This window comes from Flavobacterium sp. FlaQc-48 (assembly GCF_044007335.1).
In the GTDB taxonomy this organism is placed as follows: Bacteria; Bacteroidota; Bacteroidia; order Flavobacteriales; family Flavobacteriaceae; genus Flavobacterium.
Genome location: NZ_JBIPCR010000004.1, coordinates 258,416 through 274,865 on the forward strand (window position 1 = coordinate 258,416; position 16,450 = coordinate 274,865).

Annotated in this window: 12 protein-coding genes; 7 read left to right on the top strand and 5 right to left on the bottom strand. The window is 34.0% G+C overall.

Features of this window, described 5'->3' with window-relative positions:
• Positions 1-4,542, top strand: coding sequence for a TonB-dependent receptor plug domain-containing protein (locus tag ACHRWY_RS08600; RefSeq protein WP_395353849.1), 4,542 nt, complete (start codon positions 1-3; stop codon positions 4,540-4,542).
• Positions 4,543-4,612: 70 nt separating this feature from the next.
• On the opposite strand, the gene ACHRWY_RS08605 is transcribed toward ACHRWY_RS08600, so the two are convergent.
• Positions 4,613-5,674, bottom strand: coding sequence for a DUF3810 domain-containing protein (locus tag ACHRWY_RS08605; protein WP_395353850.1), 1,062 nt, complete (start codon positions 5,672-5,674; stop codon positions 4,613-4,615).
• Between the two features lie 83 nt (positions 5,675-5,757).
• Here ACHRWY_RS08605 and ACHRWY_RS08610 point away from each other — a divergent pair, with 83 nt between their 5' ends.
• Complete coding sequence (locus ACHRWY_RS08610; protein WP_395353851.1) at positions 5,758-5,880, top strand: hypothetical protein; 123 nt, start codon at positions 5,758-5,760, stop codon at positions 5,878-5,880.
• Between the two features lie 538 nt (positions 5,881-6,418).
• Entirely contained in the window at positions 6,419-7,879 is a 1,461-nt protein-coding gene (locus tag ACHRWY_RS08615; RefSeq protein ID WP_395353852.1) for an aminoacyl-histidine dipeptidase, read from the top strand.
• 309 nt (positions 7,880-8,188) lie between these two features.
• Here ACHRWY_RS08615 and ACHRWY_RS08620 read toward each other — a convergent pair whose 3' ends face one another.
• The 3 genes from ACHRWY_RS08620 to ACHRWY_RS08630 all read right to left on the bottom strand — a co-directional run bounded on the left by ACHRWY_RS08620 (position 8,189) and on the right by ACHRWY_RS08630 (position 11,747).
• Positions 8,189-8,965 carry a carboxypeptidase-like regulatory domain-containing protein gene (locus ACHRWY_RS08620; protein ID WP_395353853.1) on the bottom strand — a complete coding sequence of 259 codons (777 nt, stop codon included), beginning with the start codon at positions 8,963-8,965 and terminating at the stop codon, positions 8,189-8,191.
• Positions 8,966-9,053: 88 nt separating this feature from the next.
• Entirely contained in the window at positions 9,054-10,964 is a 1,911-nt protein-coding gene (locus tag ACHRWY_RS08625) for a DEAD/DEAH box helicase (protein ID WP_395353854.1), read from the bottom strand.
• Between the two features lie 204 nt (positions 10,965-11,168).
• On the bottom strand, positions 11,169-11,747 hold the full coding sequence (locus ACHRWY_RS08630) for a non-canonical purine NTP diphosphatase (protein WP_395353855.1): 579 nt from the start codon (positions 11,745-11,747) through the stop codon (positions 11,169-11,171).
• Between the two features lie 83 nt (positions 11,748-11,830).
• On the opposite strand from ACHRWY_RS08630, the gene ACHRWY_RS08635 reads away from it, so the two are divergent.
• The gene (locus ACHRWY_RS08635) at positions 11,831-13,609 is read left to right on the top strand and encodes an ABC transporter ATP-binding protein (RefSeq protein ID WP_395353856.1); all 1,779 of its coding nucleotides are present in this window, start codon (positions 11,831-11,833) and stop codon (positions 13,607-13,609) included.
• On the opposite strand, the gene ACHRWY_RS08640 is transcribed toward ACHRWY_RS08635, so the two are convergent.
• Positions 13,590-13,976, bottom strand: coding sequence for a DUF2809 domain-containing protein (locus ACHRWY_RS08640; RefSeq protein ID WP_395353857.1), 387 nt, complete (start codon positions 13,974-13,976; stop codon positions 13,590-13,592). The two genes, ACHRWY_RS08635 and ACHRWY_RS08640, sit on opposite strands and share 20 nt — an antisense overlap.
• Positions 13,977-14,097: 121 nt before the next feature.
• Here ACHRWY_RS08640 and ACHRWY_RS08645 point away from each other — a divergent pair, with 121 nt between their 5' ends.
• From ACHRWY_RS08645 to ACHRWY_RS08655, 3 genes are all read left to right on the top strand, one after another.
• On the top strand, positions 14,098-15,276 hold the full coding sequence (locus ACHRWY_RS08645) for a glycoside hydrolase family 88 protein (protein ID WP_395353858.1): 1,179 nt from the start codon (positions 14,098-14,100) through the stop codon (positions 15,274-15,276).
• A 4-nt stretch (positions 15,277-15,280) separates the two neighbouring features.
• Positions 15,281-15,691 (top strand): hypothetical protein, encoded by a 411-nt coding sequence (locus ACHRWY_RS08650; protein ID WP_395353859.1) that lies wholly within the window; start codon positions 15,281-15,283, stop codon positions 15,689-15,691.
• A 251-nt stretch (positions 15,692-15,942) separates the two neighbouring features.
• Positions 15,943-16,380: a hypothetical protein gene (locus ACHRWY_RS08655; RefSeq protein ID WP_395353860.1), complete on the top strand. Its 438-nt coding sequence runs from the start codon at positions 15,943-15,945 to the stop codon at positions 16,378-16,380.
• Positions 16,381-16,450: the final 70 nt, after the last annotated feature.

A 16,450-nucleotide genomic window follows, 5' to 3' on the forward strand; every position in this document is an offset into this window, starting at 1 on the left:
ATGAAAAATATACTATGCCTTTTGTTTTTAATGCTGTTCAAGACCGGAATAGCTCAAAACACCGAAGCCGATTGGAATACGGTTTATCAAAAGTCTTATACTGAGAAAGCGTATTTACAATTGAATAATGTGCTTTATGCACCTGGTGAAACGGTTTATTTTAAAGCATTTGTTACAGAAAGTGATAATAGTCCCACAACATTAAGTGACTATTTGTATGTAGATTTATTTCAGGGTGCTAAAAAGGCAGACACTCAAAGTTATCTTGTCCAAAACGGAAATGCAGTTGGTTCTTATAAAATTCCCGAAAATAGCGTTTCAGGTATCTATACTATAAAAGCATATACCAAAATTCAGAGTGAGTTGTCTGAACATCTTTTTGAAAAAACCTTTTTTGTACAAAAAGTAGTTTCACCAAGAATCTTGATGACATTGGATTTTAGAAAAAAAGCATACGGAAAAGGAGAAACCTGTGAGGCTGATTTTGAACTTAAAAATTTAGAAAGCCAGCCGATTAAAAATTATGCCTTTAAGTACGATGTTTTTATTGCTGGTAAAAAAATCGATTCACTTCAGGCAAAAACAGATGATCTGGGCAAAGCAGTTATTCAATTCAAACTTCCGGATGATTTAAGTTCCAAAGACGGAATTTTGAATGTAATGCTCGATTACGATAATTTTAAAGAATCAGTAACACGCCCGATTCCTGTTAATTTGAATTTTGCCGATTTGCAGTTTCTGCCCGAAAGCGGAAATACTGTTTTAAACGAAGCTTCTTCCTTGTTTTTTATTGCAAAAAATGAATTTGGATTACCAATGGATATTGGAGGATTTATCGAAGATGAAAAAGGAAATAAGATCAGCGATTTTAAAAGTATTCACGACGGAATGGGAAGTGTGATGCTAAATACAAAAGAAAATAAAAGCTATTTTGCCGTAATAACTTCGCCTTTTAAATCTCAAGAAAAAATAGCTTTGCCACAGGCTTTAAAAAATGTTTTTGTAATAAATGCGAAAAAGATACCCGAAGCTGTAGCTTTAAATATTTATGCCCCTTTAGCGATTGAAGCGAAAATTTTAGTTCGAAACACCGTTAAAATTCAGAAAACTGTCGTTTTAAGTTTAAAACAGGGCTGGAATTTAGTTGATTTGAATACCAAAGAGCTTCCGGTTGGGATTATGTCCTTTTCATTATTAGTTGAAAACAGGATTGTAGCAGAAAGACTGATTTTTTTAAATTATCAGGATGGATTAAAAGTAGAAATTAAGACAGATAAAGAAAATTATTTGCCCAGAGAAAAAGTAAAAGTTTCAATTGTAACCAAAGATAAAAATAATGCGCCAATTGCATCAGGTCTTTCGGTTTCTGTCGTCGACTCAAAATTACTTACTTATATCGATGACAAACAGGATAATATTTTATCCTGGCTGCTTCTTGGTTTTGAGTTAAAAGGTAAAATTCATGAACCGGGATTTTATTTTGATGACGACAAAAAACAGGAAGTAAGAGAAGAAGCTATTGATTTGCTTTTAAACACACAGGGATGGAGAAAATACGATCAAAAAAACCTGCAAAAGTTAATAGCAGAAACGAAAGGCAGTAAGCCTGAAAGAATTCCTTTAATTGAAGGTTTTGTCACCGATCATAAAAATAAGGCAGTCTCAAAAAAGGTTTTACTTTTTACAGACAATGGTAAAGTCTATGAAACAAAAAGTAATTCAAGTGGCTACTTTAAGTTTAACAGAGCAGTTTTTTCTGATTTAGCCTGTCTGGTAGCCGAAGGTCAAAGCAAAAAGACCTATAGAATCACAAATTCATTTTCAAATCAGGCTCAATTTCTGAGAATGAAAGATACACTTTCTAATACCACCACTTTAGAGGTAAATTATAAACCTGTAGAAAAAAAAGAAACTTTGACGGAAGGACCTTCAGGAGAGCGATACATTAAAGGAAATTTAGTTTTATTAAATGAAGATTCAGCTTCACTGCAAGAAGTTGTTGTAACAGCAGGTTATGGCATATACAATAAAAAGACGCTTACAGGTTCAGTTGTTAATATAGCATCGAGAGAAATCACAAATTCATTAAGTGGCAGAATTGCGGGTATTCAAATTTTATCATCGTCAGGACAATCCGGTGCTGCAGATAAAATTAAAATTAGAGGTATGGGGTCTGTTTTTGGAAGCAGATCAGGAGGACAGCCCCTAATTTTAGTTGATGGGATACCATGTGCAAACAATGAAAATGCTTCAGTATTTGGTAATTTGTCTTTAAATTCAATTGAATCGATTGCATTTTTTAAAGATCCGTCAGTAACTGCTCTATACGGTTCAAGCGGAGCGTATGGCGTAATTGTGGTCACCACAAAAAATAAAAAACCTCAGGAGAGTAATATATTGGGAACAAGATATAACTATGCTTTTGAGTACATTAAAAAAAATGAAGCAAGATTACTAAATACAGCGGATAATTTTTATGCACCACAATACCAAACCACGATTGTAGAAGAAAAAACAGATTTTAGAACATGTATCTACTGGAATTCCATTGTTCAGACAGATAATAAAGGCGAGGCCAATTTTGAGTTTTATACTTCAGATGACAATACCTCGTTCAAAATTCTGGCAGAAGGAACCTCCTACAAAGGAGACCTGGGAAAAACAGAAACTGTTTTTTCTGTAAAAGAATTAATTCAGGCAGATGTTAAGATTCCGCTTTTTGCTTCGCAGGAAGATGTTATTCTAATCCCGCTCTGGCTAAAAAATAATACTGAAAACAGCCAGAAATTTGAATGTAAAGTTGATTTTCATAACAATCAAACCCATACAATCGAAAATTCATTTATCGAGCTGCAGCCAAATGAGTCAAGAATAATCACCATTAAAGTAATTGCAGATAAGGTTGGATTAAAACTTCCGTTCGAAATAAAATTACAAGGCGAAAATTTTAAAACCGTACTCAAAAAAACGATTGATATATACTCAAAAGGTTTTCCTGCGAATATTGATATTTCAGGAACCAGCTCCCAAACAAAAGAATTTGCAATTGCGGATGTGCTTCCCCACTCGATTGATGCCGGATTCCAAATATATTATAATCCATTTTCTTCTATTTTTGACGGATTAGAAAGCATGATGCATCAGCCCAACGGATGTTTTGAGCAGGTATCATCAACCAATTACCCTAATATCATGGCAATGCAGTTGTTGGCGTATAAAAAAACAACACCTGAATTTAAAGAACGCGCTTTGAAATATTTAGAAATTGGGTACCAAAAGCTAAAAAACTACGAATCAAAAGGCGGAGGTTTTGAATGGTATGGAGGAAACCCGGGTAATGAAGCTTTGACAGCTTATGGTTTATTGCAGTTTAATGAAATGAAGGAATTCATCAATATCGATCAAAAATTAATCCAGAGAACAATTGCCTGGATAAATTCCAGAAAAGATGATAAAGGAGGTTTTATGCAAAACCCTGCAAAATATGGTTTTTCCGGAATAAAAAATGTAGTCAACAATGCGTATATCGTTTATGTTTTATCAGAAATCGGGCAAAATGATCTGGAGAAGCAATATCAGACCGCCTTACAGGAAGCCTTAAAATCGAAAGATTTATATCGAATGAATTTGATGGCCCTGGCGTCCTTTAATTTGCAAAAAACAGATCAATACAAGAATTTATTAGTATTGATTAAAAACGAAATTAAAAAACAAGGATCTAAAGACTGGAGTGCAGAACAATCGGTTATTAATAGTTCCGGAAAATCTTTAAGTGCCGAGATTGCTTCGCTGTATGCCCTGGCTTTGTTGAAAGAAAAACAAATTACAGTAGAAGTCTCAAATGTTATGGGATATATACAGGCTTGTAAAACTTCGTACGGATTCGGATCAACACAAGCTACGGCTTTAGCTTTAAAAGCAATTACAGAGTTTAGCAAAATTAAAGTTACTCCTTTTGTAGAAAATGCGAAAATGACTTTAAATAATCAGCCAATTGATGTAACGCAAAAAGATAAAAATGGAAATATAATCTTAAATAAACTGGAAGTGAAAGCAGGAAACAACAATTTCGCTATCCAGATTCCAACAGAAAACTTTATTCCTTACTTATTTTATGTCCAATATTACACCTATGTACCCAATAATTCGACAGAATGTAAGTTGGTCTTGACGACAAAATCACTGACAAATAAATTAAAAATCAGTGAAACAGCGCGAGTAGAAGTTGAACTTCAGAACACCAGCGAAAAAGAGGTATCAAACCCAATTGCCAGAATTGGAATCCCGGGCGGATTAACTCCTGAACCCTGGCAGCTAAAAGAACTCGTAGAGAAAAACAGGGTTGATTATTACGAAATATTTAATAATGAACTTGTATTCTATTTCAGAAAATTAAACGGAAAAGAAAGCCGAAAAATCAATATAGATTTTAAAGCCATTGTTCCCGGAACTTATAAAGGGGGAGCTTCATCGGCTTATTTATATTATGAAAATGAATATAAAAACTGGAACAAAGGTTTAGAGATTGAAGTGCTCCCGTAATTTTTTTATCCTAACAGGTTTTTTAAAACCTGTTAGGTATTTTTGTTAAGAATCTGAGTAAAAGAAAGCATCAAAAATCTTTGCCTGTATAATAATTCACCATTAAACCGACAAATTTACTATAACCTTCCATGCCATCTTTCTGATTATTTGTCTTTAGGAAATTGTCATAAAAAATATGAAAGCCCTCATCTATAAAAGTGTCATATTGTTTCCAGAAATCCTGACTTTCCTGATAGTTTTTTAAGATTCCAATATGAGTTTGTTTTTTTAATTGCTGAAATATTTTTTCGTTTTTTGCCTGCCAGATTCCCAGGCAATAACGTAAAGCAAAACTATACCCTGAATATTGATAATATAAGTTATCGTTTTTTACAGCAGCTAAAACGCCAATAAAATTGCATTCGCTTTCACTGGCATAACCCATTTGATGTGCCATTTCATGACAAGTTGTAGCAGGAAAATTATACATAGGCATTAAATCATTTACCTGAGCTTCGTTTGTAAAGGGATTTAAATAACCTCCAAAACCCATGTAAGTTAATGGCAGGCTAAAAAGTGATTTTTTTACGCTGAGAATTTCATATTTAAAATAAGGATGTTGTTTGGCCAGATTTTCATATCCGTTCAGATTCATCAGAAAAGCTTGCTTTTGCATGTACGGAAAAACAACTTTAGCGCTATCGTTTTTAGTAATCTGAAATTGAATTTCGTTTGTTTTGGCAATAAGTTTTTTTGTAAAAGTCAATAATTCGGCGTCTGTATATTCTGTTTCAATTTTCATTTTTTCGAAAAGAGGTTCGCGGTAATAATTGAATGCCCAGAGAAGATGAAAGAAAAAATAAAATACAGATAAGTAACTTGCGGCCTTCAAAAGGTTGTCTTTCCATTGTGTTTTCCAGGTTCTTCTGGTTTTCCAAATCGATCGGATCAAAAGTAATATCAAGACAGAGTAAATACAGTCTCCAGCCGAAAATGGAATTTTGCCTAAAACGATTCTTGAAAAGTGAGAGATTTTCAAATACAATCCGTTGCTGTAAAATTGTTCTGTAAATTCCGGAAAGAAACGCAGAATTTTTAAAAGAATAATTTGAATTAATAGAAATAAGGGGAGGATATACTTTCTTCTCACGATTTTACTTTTGGGTTAAAAATAATAATAAAATGGTAGTTGATTTTCTTTTTTGTTAATTTGTTATTCAATAAAAGGAAAAAATGACACAAATTACTTTAAATATTCCGGATAACGAATTGTCTTTCTTTATGCAATTAATAGAAAAGTTTAATTATGAAACTGTAATTAATGAGTTTTCTGTTACAGAAGAAATGAAAAATTAGCTTGACGAAAGAAGGTCTACTTCGAAAGTTGATGATTTTCTTCCGTGGAAAGAAGCAAAAAAAACAATTACGTTTTAAATCTGAAAAATGATTTTTGAAGTTGTAATTGAGCCAAGAGCACTTCTGGATATACAAGATGTAATTGATTACTAGGAATCTAAGCAAAGTGGGTTGGGCGAGTATTTCTACCAAGTAATTAATGATCATATCGAAACGTTATCTTACAAATCCTTTCTTTCAAATTAGATATAAAGATTACCACGCTTTATCTACTAAAAAATTTCCCTTTATTATTTTTTATTTTATTGATGAAAAGTTGTGTATAATTTACATTTTATCTGTTTTTAATACTTTATTAAGTCCGTCAAAATACCCTAAATAAAATTTTGAATTATTTACGTAATTCAGTTTTACTGGCATATAATTGGTGCTAATTCGTGAAATTTGTGACAGAAAAAATTAAATACTTTTGCCTGCGAAAAGAGTTTAAACTTTGTAACTTTGGGACTCTTAATTGTTAAACTTCAAACAAAATATAATGAGTCAGGAAATAAGAAATCTGGAACCAAAAGCGCTATGGAATAAGTTTGCTGATCTGAACGCTGTTCCGCGTCCGTCAAAGAAAGAAGAACGTGTGATCGAGTTTATGAAAAACTTTGGAAACAGCTTAGGTTTAGAAACCTTTGAAGACGAAATTCGAAATGTAATTATCAGAAAACCGGCAACACCGGGAATGGAAAACCGTAAAGCAATTGTAATGCAGGGGCATCTTGATATGGTACACCAAAAAAATGCAGATACTGTTTTTGATTTCGATAAGCAAGGAATCGACATGTATGTTGATGGTGACTGGGTTCGTGCGCGTGGTACCACTTTAGGAGCTGACAATGGATTAGGAGTAGCAACAATTATGGCTATTTTAGAAAGTAAAGACATTCCGCATCCGGCAATCGAAGCTTTGTTTACCATTGACGAAGAAACCGGAATGACCGGAGCCTTAAACTTAAAAGGCGGAATTCTTCAGGGCCAGATTTTATTGAATCTGGATACGGAAGAAGATGATGAAATTGATATTGGGTGTGCTGGTGGAATTGATGTAACCGCTACAAGAACTTATAACGAAGAAGAAGTTCCCGAAGGGTCTGTTGGACATATTATTACCGTAAAAGGGCTTAATGGAGGTCATTCAGGAATGGATATCCATAAAGGTTTAGGAAATGCGAACAAAATCATGAACCGTTTGTTGTTTGATGCTTTTGAAAACTTTGGATTGCAGGTTGTTGAAATTAATGGCGGAAGTTTGAGAAATGCAATTCCGAGGGAAAGTGTTGCCAAAGTGATTATTTCAGAAATGTTTGATGAAGCCTATATTTTTGATATGCAGGAAATCATCAACGATATTAAAACAGAATATAAAACAACCGAACCAAACCTTACTATTGAAATCGTAAAATGCGATTTGCCTGAAAAAGTAATGGATTTAGGTGTTCAGGAAGGAATTATCAGAGCAATTTATGCAGCTCATAACGGAGTTTACAGAATGAGTGCCGACATGGAGGATTTGGTTGAAACTTCAAATAATATCGCCAGGGTTATTGTAAAAGACGGAGAAATCTCAATTGGATGTTTAACACGTTCATCAGTCGAAACTTCAAAATTTGATTTGGCAAATGCATTGCGTTCTGCTTTTGAGCTGGTAGGCTGCGAAGTGGAGCTTTCGGGTTCTTATCCGGGCTGGACACCAAATGTAAATTCTGAAATACTAGATACTTTGGTTGGGATCTATGAAAAACAAAATGGTGAAAAGCCAAAAGTCGTAGCTTGTCACGCTGGTTTAGAATGCGGAATTTTAGGAACTCATTATCCTGATATGGATATGATTTCGTTTGGACCAACGATTCACGGTGCACACTCTCCGGATGAAAGAGCGAGTATTTCCTCGGCACAAAAATATTGGAAATTTGTATTAGAGATTCTTTCAAATATTCCGGTTAAATAAAGTAATCAGTTTTCAGTCGCAGTTTTCAGTTCTAATAGAATTGGAAACTGCGACTGTGACTGAAAACTATAAACTAGTCTCTTTTAGGAGCATTTTTCTTCTCTCTTTTTTCTTCTTTCTTTTCTTTAGCCGTTTTTAACGGTTCTTTTTTTGCTGTTTTTTTAGCATCCTGACTCTTAGCCATAATATATTTATTTTGTTTGTTTTATTCTTTATTAGAGTAAATGTAGGTTTTTTTAAATCCTAAATGGCAAAAAAAATCCCCAATTTTTAAAATTGAGGATTTGAAGAGGTATTTTAAGTGTAAAACTAATTTCGTTTCAATACTTTATATTGTTCATAACATCCATTAATAGCATCCATAATTTGCAAATCATTTGCCGATTGTATAAAAGAATCGGAATAGTTGCAACGTTGTAAAATTTCAGGAATTTCATCTTTACTAATGCCTAAAAGTACGGATACTGTTTCTCGGTCATATTTAGATTCAAGTAGATTTCGAACGGTATCGTCCTTTCTCATTTCTTTTAGTTTCTTGAGTTCTTTTGCATTTTTTCCGAAAAAGCCATACAGTACATCGGCAGGATTAAAAATAGATCCTAATACTTTTCCAAAAGCATTTGGAGAATATTCACCTGCTTCATAACCTTGTGTAAGTCCGGAAATACTGTAACGGTAATTTTCTTTAGTAGGGATTAATTTTGAATCAACTTCAAGATATCCGGTTAAATTAAAAGGGGCTATAATTACTTCTTCAAGAGCAATTGCTTTTTCAGTAAGCTGAATTCGGGTAACTTTATTTTTGATCCAGTCATTTGTTACTCTGATTCTTAAAGACTGAAAGCCCAAAATCGAAAAGTGAATGGTATCATTAAGCTGAACATCTATCTCAAAATATCCTTTTTCATCAGACTTTGCACCGCGTACTTTGTTGGTGTTAATGACATTTACATTAGCAAGAGGTTGTTTGCTGTTATCATTAATAATGTAGCCCGATACTCTTTGTGGTACTGTAGATTCGGCATCTTGTGCAAAACCGATAGCGGTAGACAGTAAAGTAAAAAAGAAAACTGCGAAATATTTCATATCCTGATTTAAAGCTCTAAAAGTAGTAAATCGGGATTAAATATTTCGCAGTCTTCGAATATAATTATCAGAAAATTAACAAAGAGAATTAATCTCTTCTTGGTCTTCTTGGTCTTGGTGAATCACCAAAGCTTTCAGAACGTCTTGGAGCTCTGTCTGAACTTCCTTCGCTTCTTGGAGCAGAACTTCTAAAACCACCTTCTCTTTTTGGAGCAGATGAGTTTCTGTCGCTTCTGAAACCACCTTCTCTTGGAGCAGCGTTTCTGTCGCTTCTGAATCCACCGCCAGAACCTTCACGTCTTGGAGCAAAGCTTCCTTCACGTCTTGGACCTCCGGAAGAACGTCCGCCACCGCTACGTCCATTATGGTCACGTCTTCCGCCACCATCATTTTTAGAAATTTCAACATTAATACGACGTCCTTCTAACTGTACGTTGTTTAATACTTCCATTACTTTATCAGTGTGTTCAGGATCCGTGTTAAAGAAAGAGAAACCTTCTTTTACATCTACTTTGAAAACGTCATCACGACCTAAGTCTAATGTTTCTTTCAAATAATCTTTAAGAGACATCCAGTCGAAATTATCTCTTGAACCGATGTTTACAAAATAACGAACTGCTCCGTTATTATTGAATTCTCTTGGCTCAGCGTCACTTCTTTCACGTCTTTCTCCGGATTGAGTAGAAATATCTCTGTTCTTTTTGTAGTAAGCAATAAAACGGTTGAATTCTACAGATACCATTTTCTTAATCAATTCCTCTTTAGATAAACCTTCAAGAACATTGTTAATAGCCGGTAAGTAGTTGTCAATTTCGTGATCAACTTCAGTATCCTTAATTTTAGTTGCTAAGTGCAACAATTGAATCTCGCAAATTTCGATTCCTGATGGAATAGTTTTTTCTTCAAATTTTTGTTTGATGATTCTTTCGATAGAAGAAATTTTACGCAACTCACTTTTTGTAACAATTACAATAGAAGTTCCTAATTTTCCAGCTCTACCAGTACGTCCTGAACGGTGATTGTAAGTTTCAATTTCGTCAGGAAGTTGGTAATTTACTACGTGAGTAATATTATCAACGTCAATACCACGTGCAGCAACGTCAGTAGCAACAAGCATCTGAATTTGTCTTCCACGGAAGGATTTCATTACACCATCACGTTGTGCCTGAGATAAATCTCCGTGCAATGCAGCAGCGCTGTATCCATCTTCAATTAATTTTTCGGCTACGGCTTGTGTATCTCTTTTAGTACGACAGAAAACCACAGAAAAAATATCCGGATTAGCATCGGCTAAACGTTTCAAAGCTTCATAACGATCACGTGCATTTACTAAGTAAAATTCGTGAGAAACTGTTGCAGAACCTGAGTTCTTAGCTCCAACAGTAATTTCAACCGGGTCGCTCATAAATTGTTTTGCAATTCTGGCAACCTCTTGTGGCATAGTTGCAGAGAACAACCATGTACTTTTTTGATCTGGAGTATCGGATAAAATAGATACGATATCCTCATAAAATCCCATGTTCAGCATTTCGTCAGCCTCATCAAGAATACAGTAATCTATATTTTTAATGTTAACCAAACCTCTGTTGATCATGTCTTGCATTCTCCCCGGAGTAGCCACAATAATTTGTGCTCCTCTTTTAATGTCCCTAGCTTGCTCTGTAATACTAGCCCCGCCGTAAACTGCTACCACATTAATACCTTTCTCGTATTTTGCGTAGTTTTTAAGTTCGTTGGTAATCTGTAAACAAAGTTCTCGTGTTGGCGATAAAACTAATGCTTGTGTATTTTTGTTGTCAGCATCAATTTTTTGAATTAGCGGAAAACCGAAAGCTGCCGTTTTCCCTGTCCCTGTCTGAGCCAACGCAACCATATCCGTGTCTTTTTCCAATAATAGGGGAATCGCTTTTTCCTGTACTTCTGACGGATTCTCAAATCCTAGATCTAAAATCGCCTTCAGTAACGATTCATTCAATCCTAATTGTTCAAATTTATTCATATATGTATTTAAAATAGGGTGCAAAATTACTGTTAATTATTCAGATAAACTAATGCTAATTTAAGAATTATGCATTTCTTATGATTTGATTATCAAAAAGTTATACACATCGTAAAATCATTTTTAAAAGAATTTGATGAATTTGAATAAAAAAAACGTCGTGATTTGTAAATTTTGAGCTTTAAAATGTTGTATTTGAAACAATTATTTTGTGGAGTTCAGGAAATCAATCAGTTGCTCAGTTGCTTTTGCACGATGGCTGATTTTATTTTTAATGGCAGAGGATAATTCGGCAAATGTTTCGCTATAATTTTCAGGCTTAAAGACAGGGTCATATCCAAAACCATGATTTCCGGTTTTGTCCATGGTAATTTCTCCTTTTGCAATTCCGGTAAAAAGATGTTGTTCTCCTTTTAGGTTTAAGGCAATAACGGTCTTGAACTGTGCGCTGCGATCTTGTTTTCCTGACAAGGCATCTAAAAGTTTGTTCATATTATCATCGGCATTTCTTTGTTCTCCCGCATATCTGGCAGAATAAACACCCGGTTCCCCATTTAGTGCCTGAACTTCTAAACCTGTGTCATCTGCAAAACAATCGTAGCCAAATTTTTCGGTTACATAGTTTGCTTTCAAAATCGCATTTCCTTCAATGGTATCTGCTGTCTCAGGAATATCTTCGTGGCAGCCAATATCCTCAAGGCTTAATAATTGTATAGATCCGTTTAGGATACTTTGGATTTCTTTTATTTTATTGAGATTGTTAGAAGCGAAAACAAGTTGCATAATATATTAGATTTAGAATGTACATAATACTAAAACACAAATTTAGAATTCTTATATTTGATATGTGACCAAAAATAAAATAAATGCAATTATCAGTTCTCTATAAAAAAATAACTCCTTTTGTTAAGCCTTACAGAAAAATGGTAATTGCGACATTGTTACTCACCTTTTTAGGCTCGTTTGCCGCACAGGTAAATGCTTTAATTATAAAGTACACAGTCGATTCTATTAGCAGTTTAATGGTGGCGCATGAACCTTTATCAAAAGGGTTTCATTTATTAGGTATCATTAGTATTGTTTTGCTTTCGAAAGAGCTGGTATATGCTGTGGTGCAATTTGGACAGAAATTTTATGGAGAAAAGCTGCGTATTTTTATAACGCGTGATATTTCTCAGGCGATAGTCGAAAAAATTCTGAGTTACAGAATGGAGTTTTATACTTCAAATGAAAATGAAAGCGGAAAGTTACAAACGAGAATTGATTTGGGAATTAGCAGTTTAACCCGACTGGTTCAGAATTTTTTTATTGACATCCTGCCTTTGTTTGCTAATGCTTTTGTAGCCTTGATTTTGATGTTTTATGCCAATATTTACGTGGGATTAGTAAGTTTGTGCATTATCCCGGTTTACTTTTATGTAAGTCAGTTACAGGCTACTAAATTAAGTGGCTTTAGAAGAAGAATGCGTAATTACCGTGAAACAAAAAATAACGGAATTATTAGTTTGATTGAATCTATAACAGTAATTAAATCTTTTGTCAGAGAACCAATGGAGGCAGAACGCCATCAGGATATTCAATATGAAATGACCGAAAATCAATTGGCGACCAGAAAAACCAGTTTTATTTTTGAAAGTATAAAAGGTTTTATTGAACAAATAGGTGTGGTTATTATCATTATTCTTACGGCTTATTTTGTTTTGAATAATACGATGACTATTGGTGCGATCATGTTTCATATCATGTTGTTTAATAATGTTTCGTCGCCTATCAGACAGTTACATCGTATTTATGATGAAGTAAATGATGCTTTGATCTATTCTGAGGGGTTTTTCGATATTTTGGAATCTGATCATGAAAAAGAGACCAGTGGAGATTATATCCCTGAAAAAATAACTGGACTTATTGAAGTTAAACATGTCGATTTTGTTTATCCAAACGGAACAAAGGCGCTTCATGATATTAATTTTACCATAAAACCAAACGAAACAAGTGCATTAGTTGGTTTAAGCGGAGCCGGAAAAAGTACTATTATTAATCTGCTGGATAAATTTTATCTGCCATCATCAGGGCAAATTCTTTTAGACGGAGTCGATTTGAATGCTTATAATACGGACTTCCTGCGCAAAAATATTGGATTAGTTTTGCAGAAAAACCATATTTTTAAAGGGACAATCGCTGAAAATATTCTTTATGGAAAACCGGAAGCTTCACAAACCGAAATTGTAGAAGCTGCTAAGCAGGCTTATATTCATGATCAAATAATGCAATTGCCTAAAAATTATGATTCTGATGCGCATTTGCTCTCGGGAGGACAACAGCAACGAATTGCAATTGCCCGGTTATTTTTGAAAAACCCACCCATTATTTTTTTAGATGAACCGACTGCCAGCCTGGATGCAATCGCTACTGAACAAATAAAAAAATCACTGGATGCTATAAAGAAAGACAGGACCGTCATTATTATCTCGCATAGTATTTCTCAGATTATTGATGCATCAAACATAATTGTATTGGAGCAGGGAAGATGTGTTGAAAAAGGAACTCATGATGAATTGTATGATAATAAATCAGTTTATTATCAGATATTCACCGCCATGGCGAACAGTTTAAATATCGATAAAATTACGCAGACCCTCGACTGACGCAGTAAATGAAAATAATTTTTTCAATGCTAAAAGCAACAGTAACTCCAATAGTATACGCTAAAATGTCAGACCATAAAAAGCCTTGCCCTAAAACATATCTTCCAAAAAGCGTTTGTCTTAACTCAATAATCCATTCCGCCTGATAAAGCTGCAAAAATTCAATACCATAACAGGTAATTAAAGATAATATTGAAATTTGCCAGGATTTTTTGCTGATTAATACCATCCTGAATAAAATATATAGCATCACTGCATAAAGAAAATCACCTGTACACAATGGAATTTGTGAAATTTTTCTGGAGAGAATTCCGAGAAGAATAACGCAGACGAATGTGATGGAATAATAGATTCTGGATTTATTCACGTTTGATTTTATGGGTAATCTTCAGTACTTTTTTAGGTAAACAAAAATACAAAGATTCGGATAGGTTGTTCTTATTTTATAAATTTATCGGTTCTATAAACTATCGATCAAAAACAACCACATGAATGCAAGATTTTTTACACTGATTTTGGCTTTATCACTTTTAGGAAGTAAAAGTTATTCTCAAAAAGACAACCCGTTTAATATCAAAAAGCAATTGAATTATTGTGCAGAACAGGCTTCAAAAACATTACAGGTAATTCCAAATGACGGAACTTTACCAAGAACGGTTCCGGCAGGAAGTAAAGATTGGAAATTTGTAAACTACAAAGATTGGACAAGCGGATTCTGGCCGGGAGAATTATGGTATTTGTATGAAGCAACGGGCGATAAAAAATGGGAAACAGCAGCAGATAGATTCAGTCGTTTCTTAACGCCTTTGTCTGTAAGCAAGGCTGCTGATCATGACTTGGGTTTTCAGATTTTTAATAGTTTTGGAAACGGGTACCGTTTAACAAAGAATCCCGCGTATAAAGAAATCATTTTAAAAACGGCCGATACTCTGGCTACTCTTTTTAATCCAAAAGTGGGAACAATTTTGTCCTGGCCACACAATAAATACGGTGGACATAATACGATTATTGATAACATGATGAATTTAGAATTGCTTTTTTGGGCGTCTAAAAACGGAGGGAACAAAAAGTGGTATGACATTGCGGTTAAACATGCCCAGACTACAATGCATAATCATTTCAGACCAGATAACTCTTCGTACCATGTAGTGATTTATGATTATGAAACAGGCAAAAAAATAAAAGGGATAACGGCACAAGGATACAGTGACGATAGTATGTGGGCAAGGGGACAAGCCTGGGCAATTTACGGTTTTACGATGGTTTATCGCGAAACAAAAGATCCTGAATTTTTGAATTTTGCCCACAAACTGGCACGTGTTTATTTAGACCGGCTGACTACCGAAGATTTAATTCCGTATTGGGATTTTAATGCGCCGGGAATTCCAAACGAGCCCAGAGATGCTTCTGCAGCGGCAATTGTATCTTCGGCACTTTTAGAGTTAAGTTCTTATACAAAAGATGTAAATTTGAAAAAGGAATATTTGCAAAAGTCTAAAAAGATGATCGTTTCACTTTCAGAACAGTATCAGAGCCGTGATGTGAATTCTGCTTTTTTGCTGCATTCGACCGGACATAAACCAGCAGGAAGCGAAATAGATTGTTCTATAAATTATGCCGATTATTACTATTTAGAAGCACTTTTAAGACTTCAGAAACTAAAATAAATAAATGATGATTAAAAAAATAAGCCAAATTTCGTTTGCAGTTATTATGGTATTGATGTTGGCAAGCTGTAAAAACGCTAAACAGAAACTTCAGGAATATGTTGTTTCTTATAATGCTACCGCCAAAAGTTTTAAAAGCGACAATGTAACGCTTACAACAGCGAGAGGGTATATTAATGATGATAAAATCGAATTACGATTTGAAACTAATTTATCTCAAAATGAACCTAATAAAACGGCAGCCAATACAATATTCTCTAAAATGTTAAAGGATATGATTGATAAAAATCAGATCCCTAAAGAATTAGTAGAAGAAGGGGTGCAGTTTGATGCTTACTTTTTAGCCGATGATAATACTGTTCTGGTAAAACAGGTCATAGACAAAGAATCTATATCTGAATTATTGAAACAATAAGTTTGAAAAATAAGATCATGTATGTGGGCAGAAAGCCTCTTTAATTATTTTTAAAGAGGCTTTTTCAGGTTATATAAACCCGTTTGTCTTTTTGAAGAAGGGGTTTTGTTTTTGTTCTTTTTTGCATTTCATTTTTGCATAACCAAGTTGTAGTCAAATAATTACATTTTGCGTTTTTGTTAATTTAAATTGTTTTTGTCTTTTAAGTTTGTTATGTTTGAGTTAAAAATTAACTAAAAACAAAAAAAATTATGAAAAAAATTACCCAAATCGCATTTGCTTTTGCCGTTTTAATGTTGTTGGTAAGTTGTAAAAATACCAAGCAAAAAATTCAGGAACATGTAAGTACTTATAACAATTCGTCTTCGATAAAGGGACACGGAATTACAAGTACATCGGCTAAAGCATTTTTAAATGATAATAAAATTGAAATAAGGATCGAAACTAATTTAGAAGAAAACGATTCAAACAAATTAGCTTATAAAGAATCATTTCCTGATTTGCTGAAAGAAATGATTAAAAATGACCAGATTTCTACAGCATTAATTGAAGAAGGAGTAACATTTGATGTGTACTTTTTAGCCTATAATAATGCTATTTTGGCTCAGCAATTAGTGAATAAAGAAGAATTAGCTGTTTTAGAAAAGGCAGATGGTGCTGTAGCGCAAAAAGAAACGGCTAAACTTTAAGCAAAAGAAAAAAACGGAATATAAATTAAAAGAAAAAGCCTCTTTTACGATATGTAAAGAGGCTTTGTTG

Excerpts from the sequence above, each read along its gene's own strand:
- ACHRWY_RS08600 (WP_395353849.1), top strand. The coding sequence starts at position 1 with ATGAAAAATATACTATGCCTTTTGTTTTTAATGCTGTTCAAGACCGGA.
- ACHRWY_RS08610 (WP_395353851.1), top strand. The coding sequence starts at position 5,758 with ATGACACAAATTACTTTAAATATTCCGGATAACGAATTGTCTTTCTTT.
- ACHRWY_RS08615 (WP_395353852.1), top strand. The coding sequence starts at position 6,419 with ATGAGTCAGGAAATAAGAAATCTGGAACCAAAAGCGCTATGGAATAAG.
- ACHRWY_RS08620 (WP_395353853.1), bottom strand. The coding sequence starts at position 8,965 with ATGAAATATTTCGCAGTTTTCTTTTTTACTTTACTGTCTACCGCTATC.
- ACHRWY_RS08625 (WP_395353854.1), bottom strand. The coding sequence starts at position 10,964 with ATGAATAAATTTGAACAATTAGGATTGAATGAATCGTTACTGAAGGCG.
- ACHRWY_RS08630 (WP_395353855.1), bottom strand. The coding sequence starts at position 11,747 with ATGCAACTTGTTTTCGCTTCTAACAATCTCAATAAAATAAAAGAAATC.
- ACHRWY_RS08635 (WP_395353856.1), top strand. The coding sequence starts at position 11,831 with ATGCAATTATCAGTTCTCTATAAAAAAATAACTCCTTTTGTTAAGCCT.
- ACHRWY_RS08645 (WP_395353858.1), top strand. The coding sequence starts at position 14,098 with ATGAATGCAAGATTTTTTACACTGATTTTGGCTTTATCACTTTTAGGA.
- ACHRWY_RS08650 (WP_395353859.1), top strand. The coding sequence starts at position 15,281 with ATGATGATTAAAAAAATAAGCCAAATTTCGTTTGCAGTTATTATGGTA.
- ACHRWY_RS08655 (WP_395353860.1), top strand. The coding sequence starts at position 15,943 with ATGAAAAAAATTACCCAAATCGCATTTGCTTTTGCCGTTTTAATGTTG.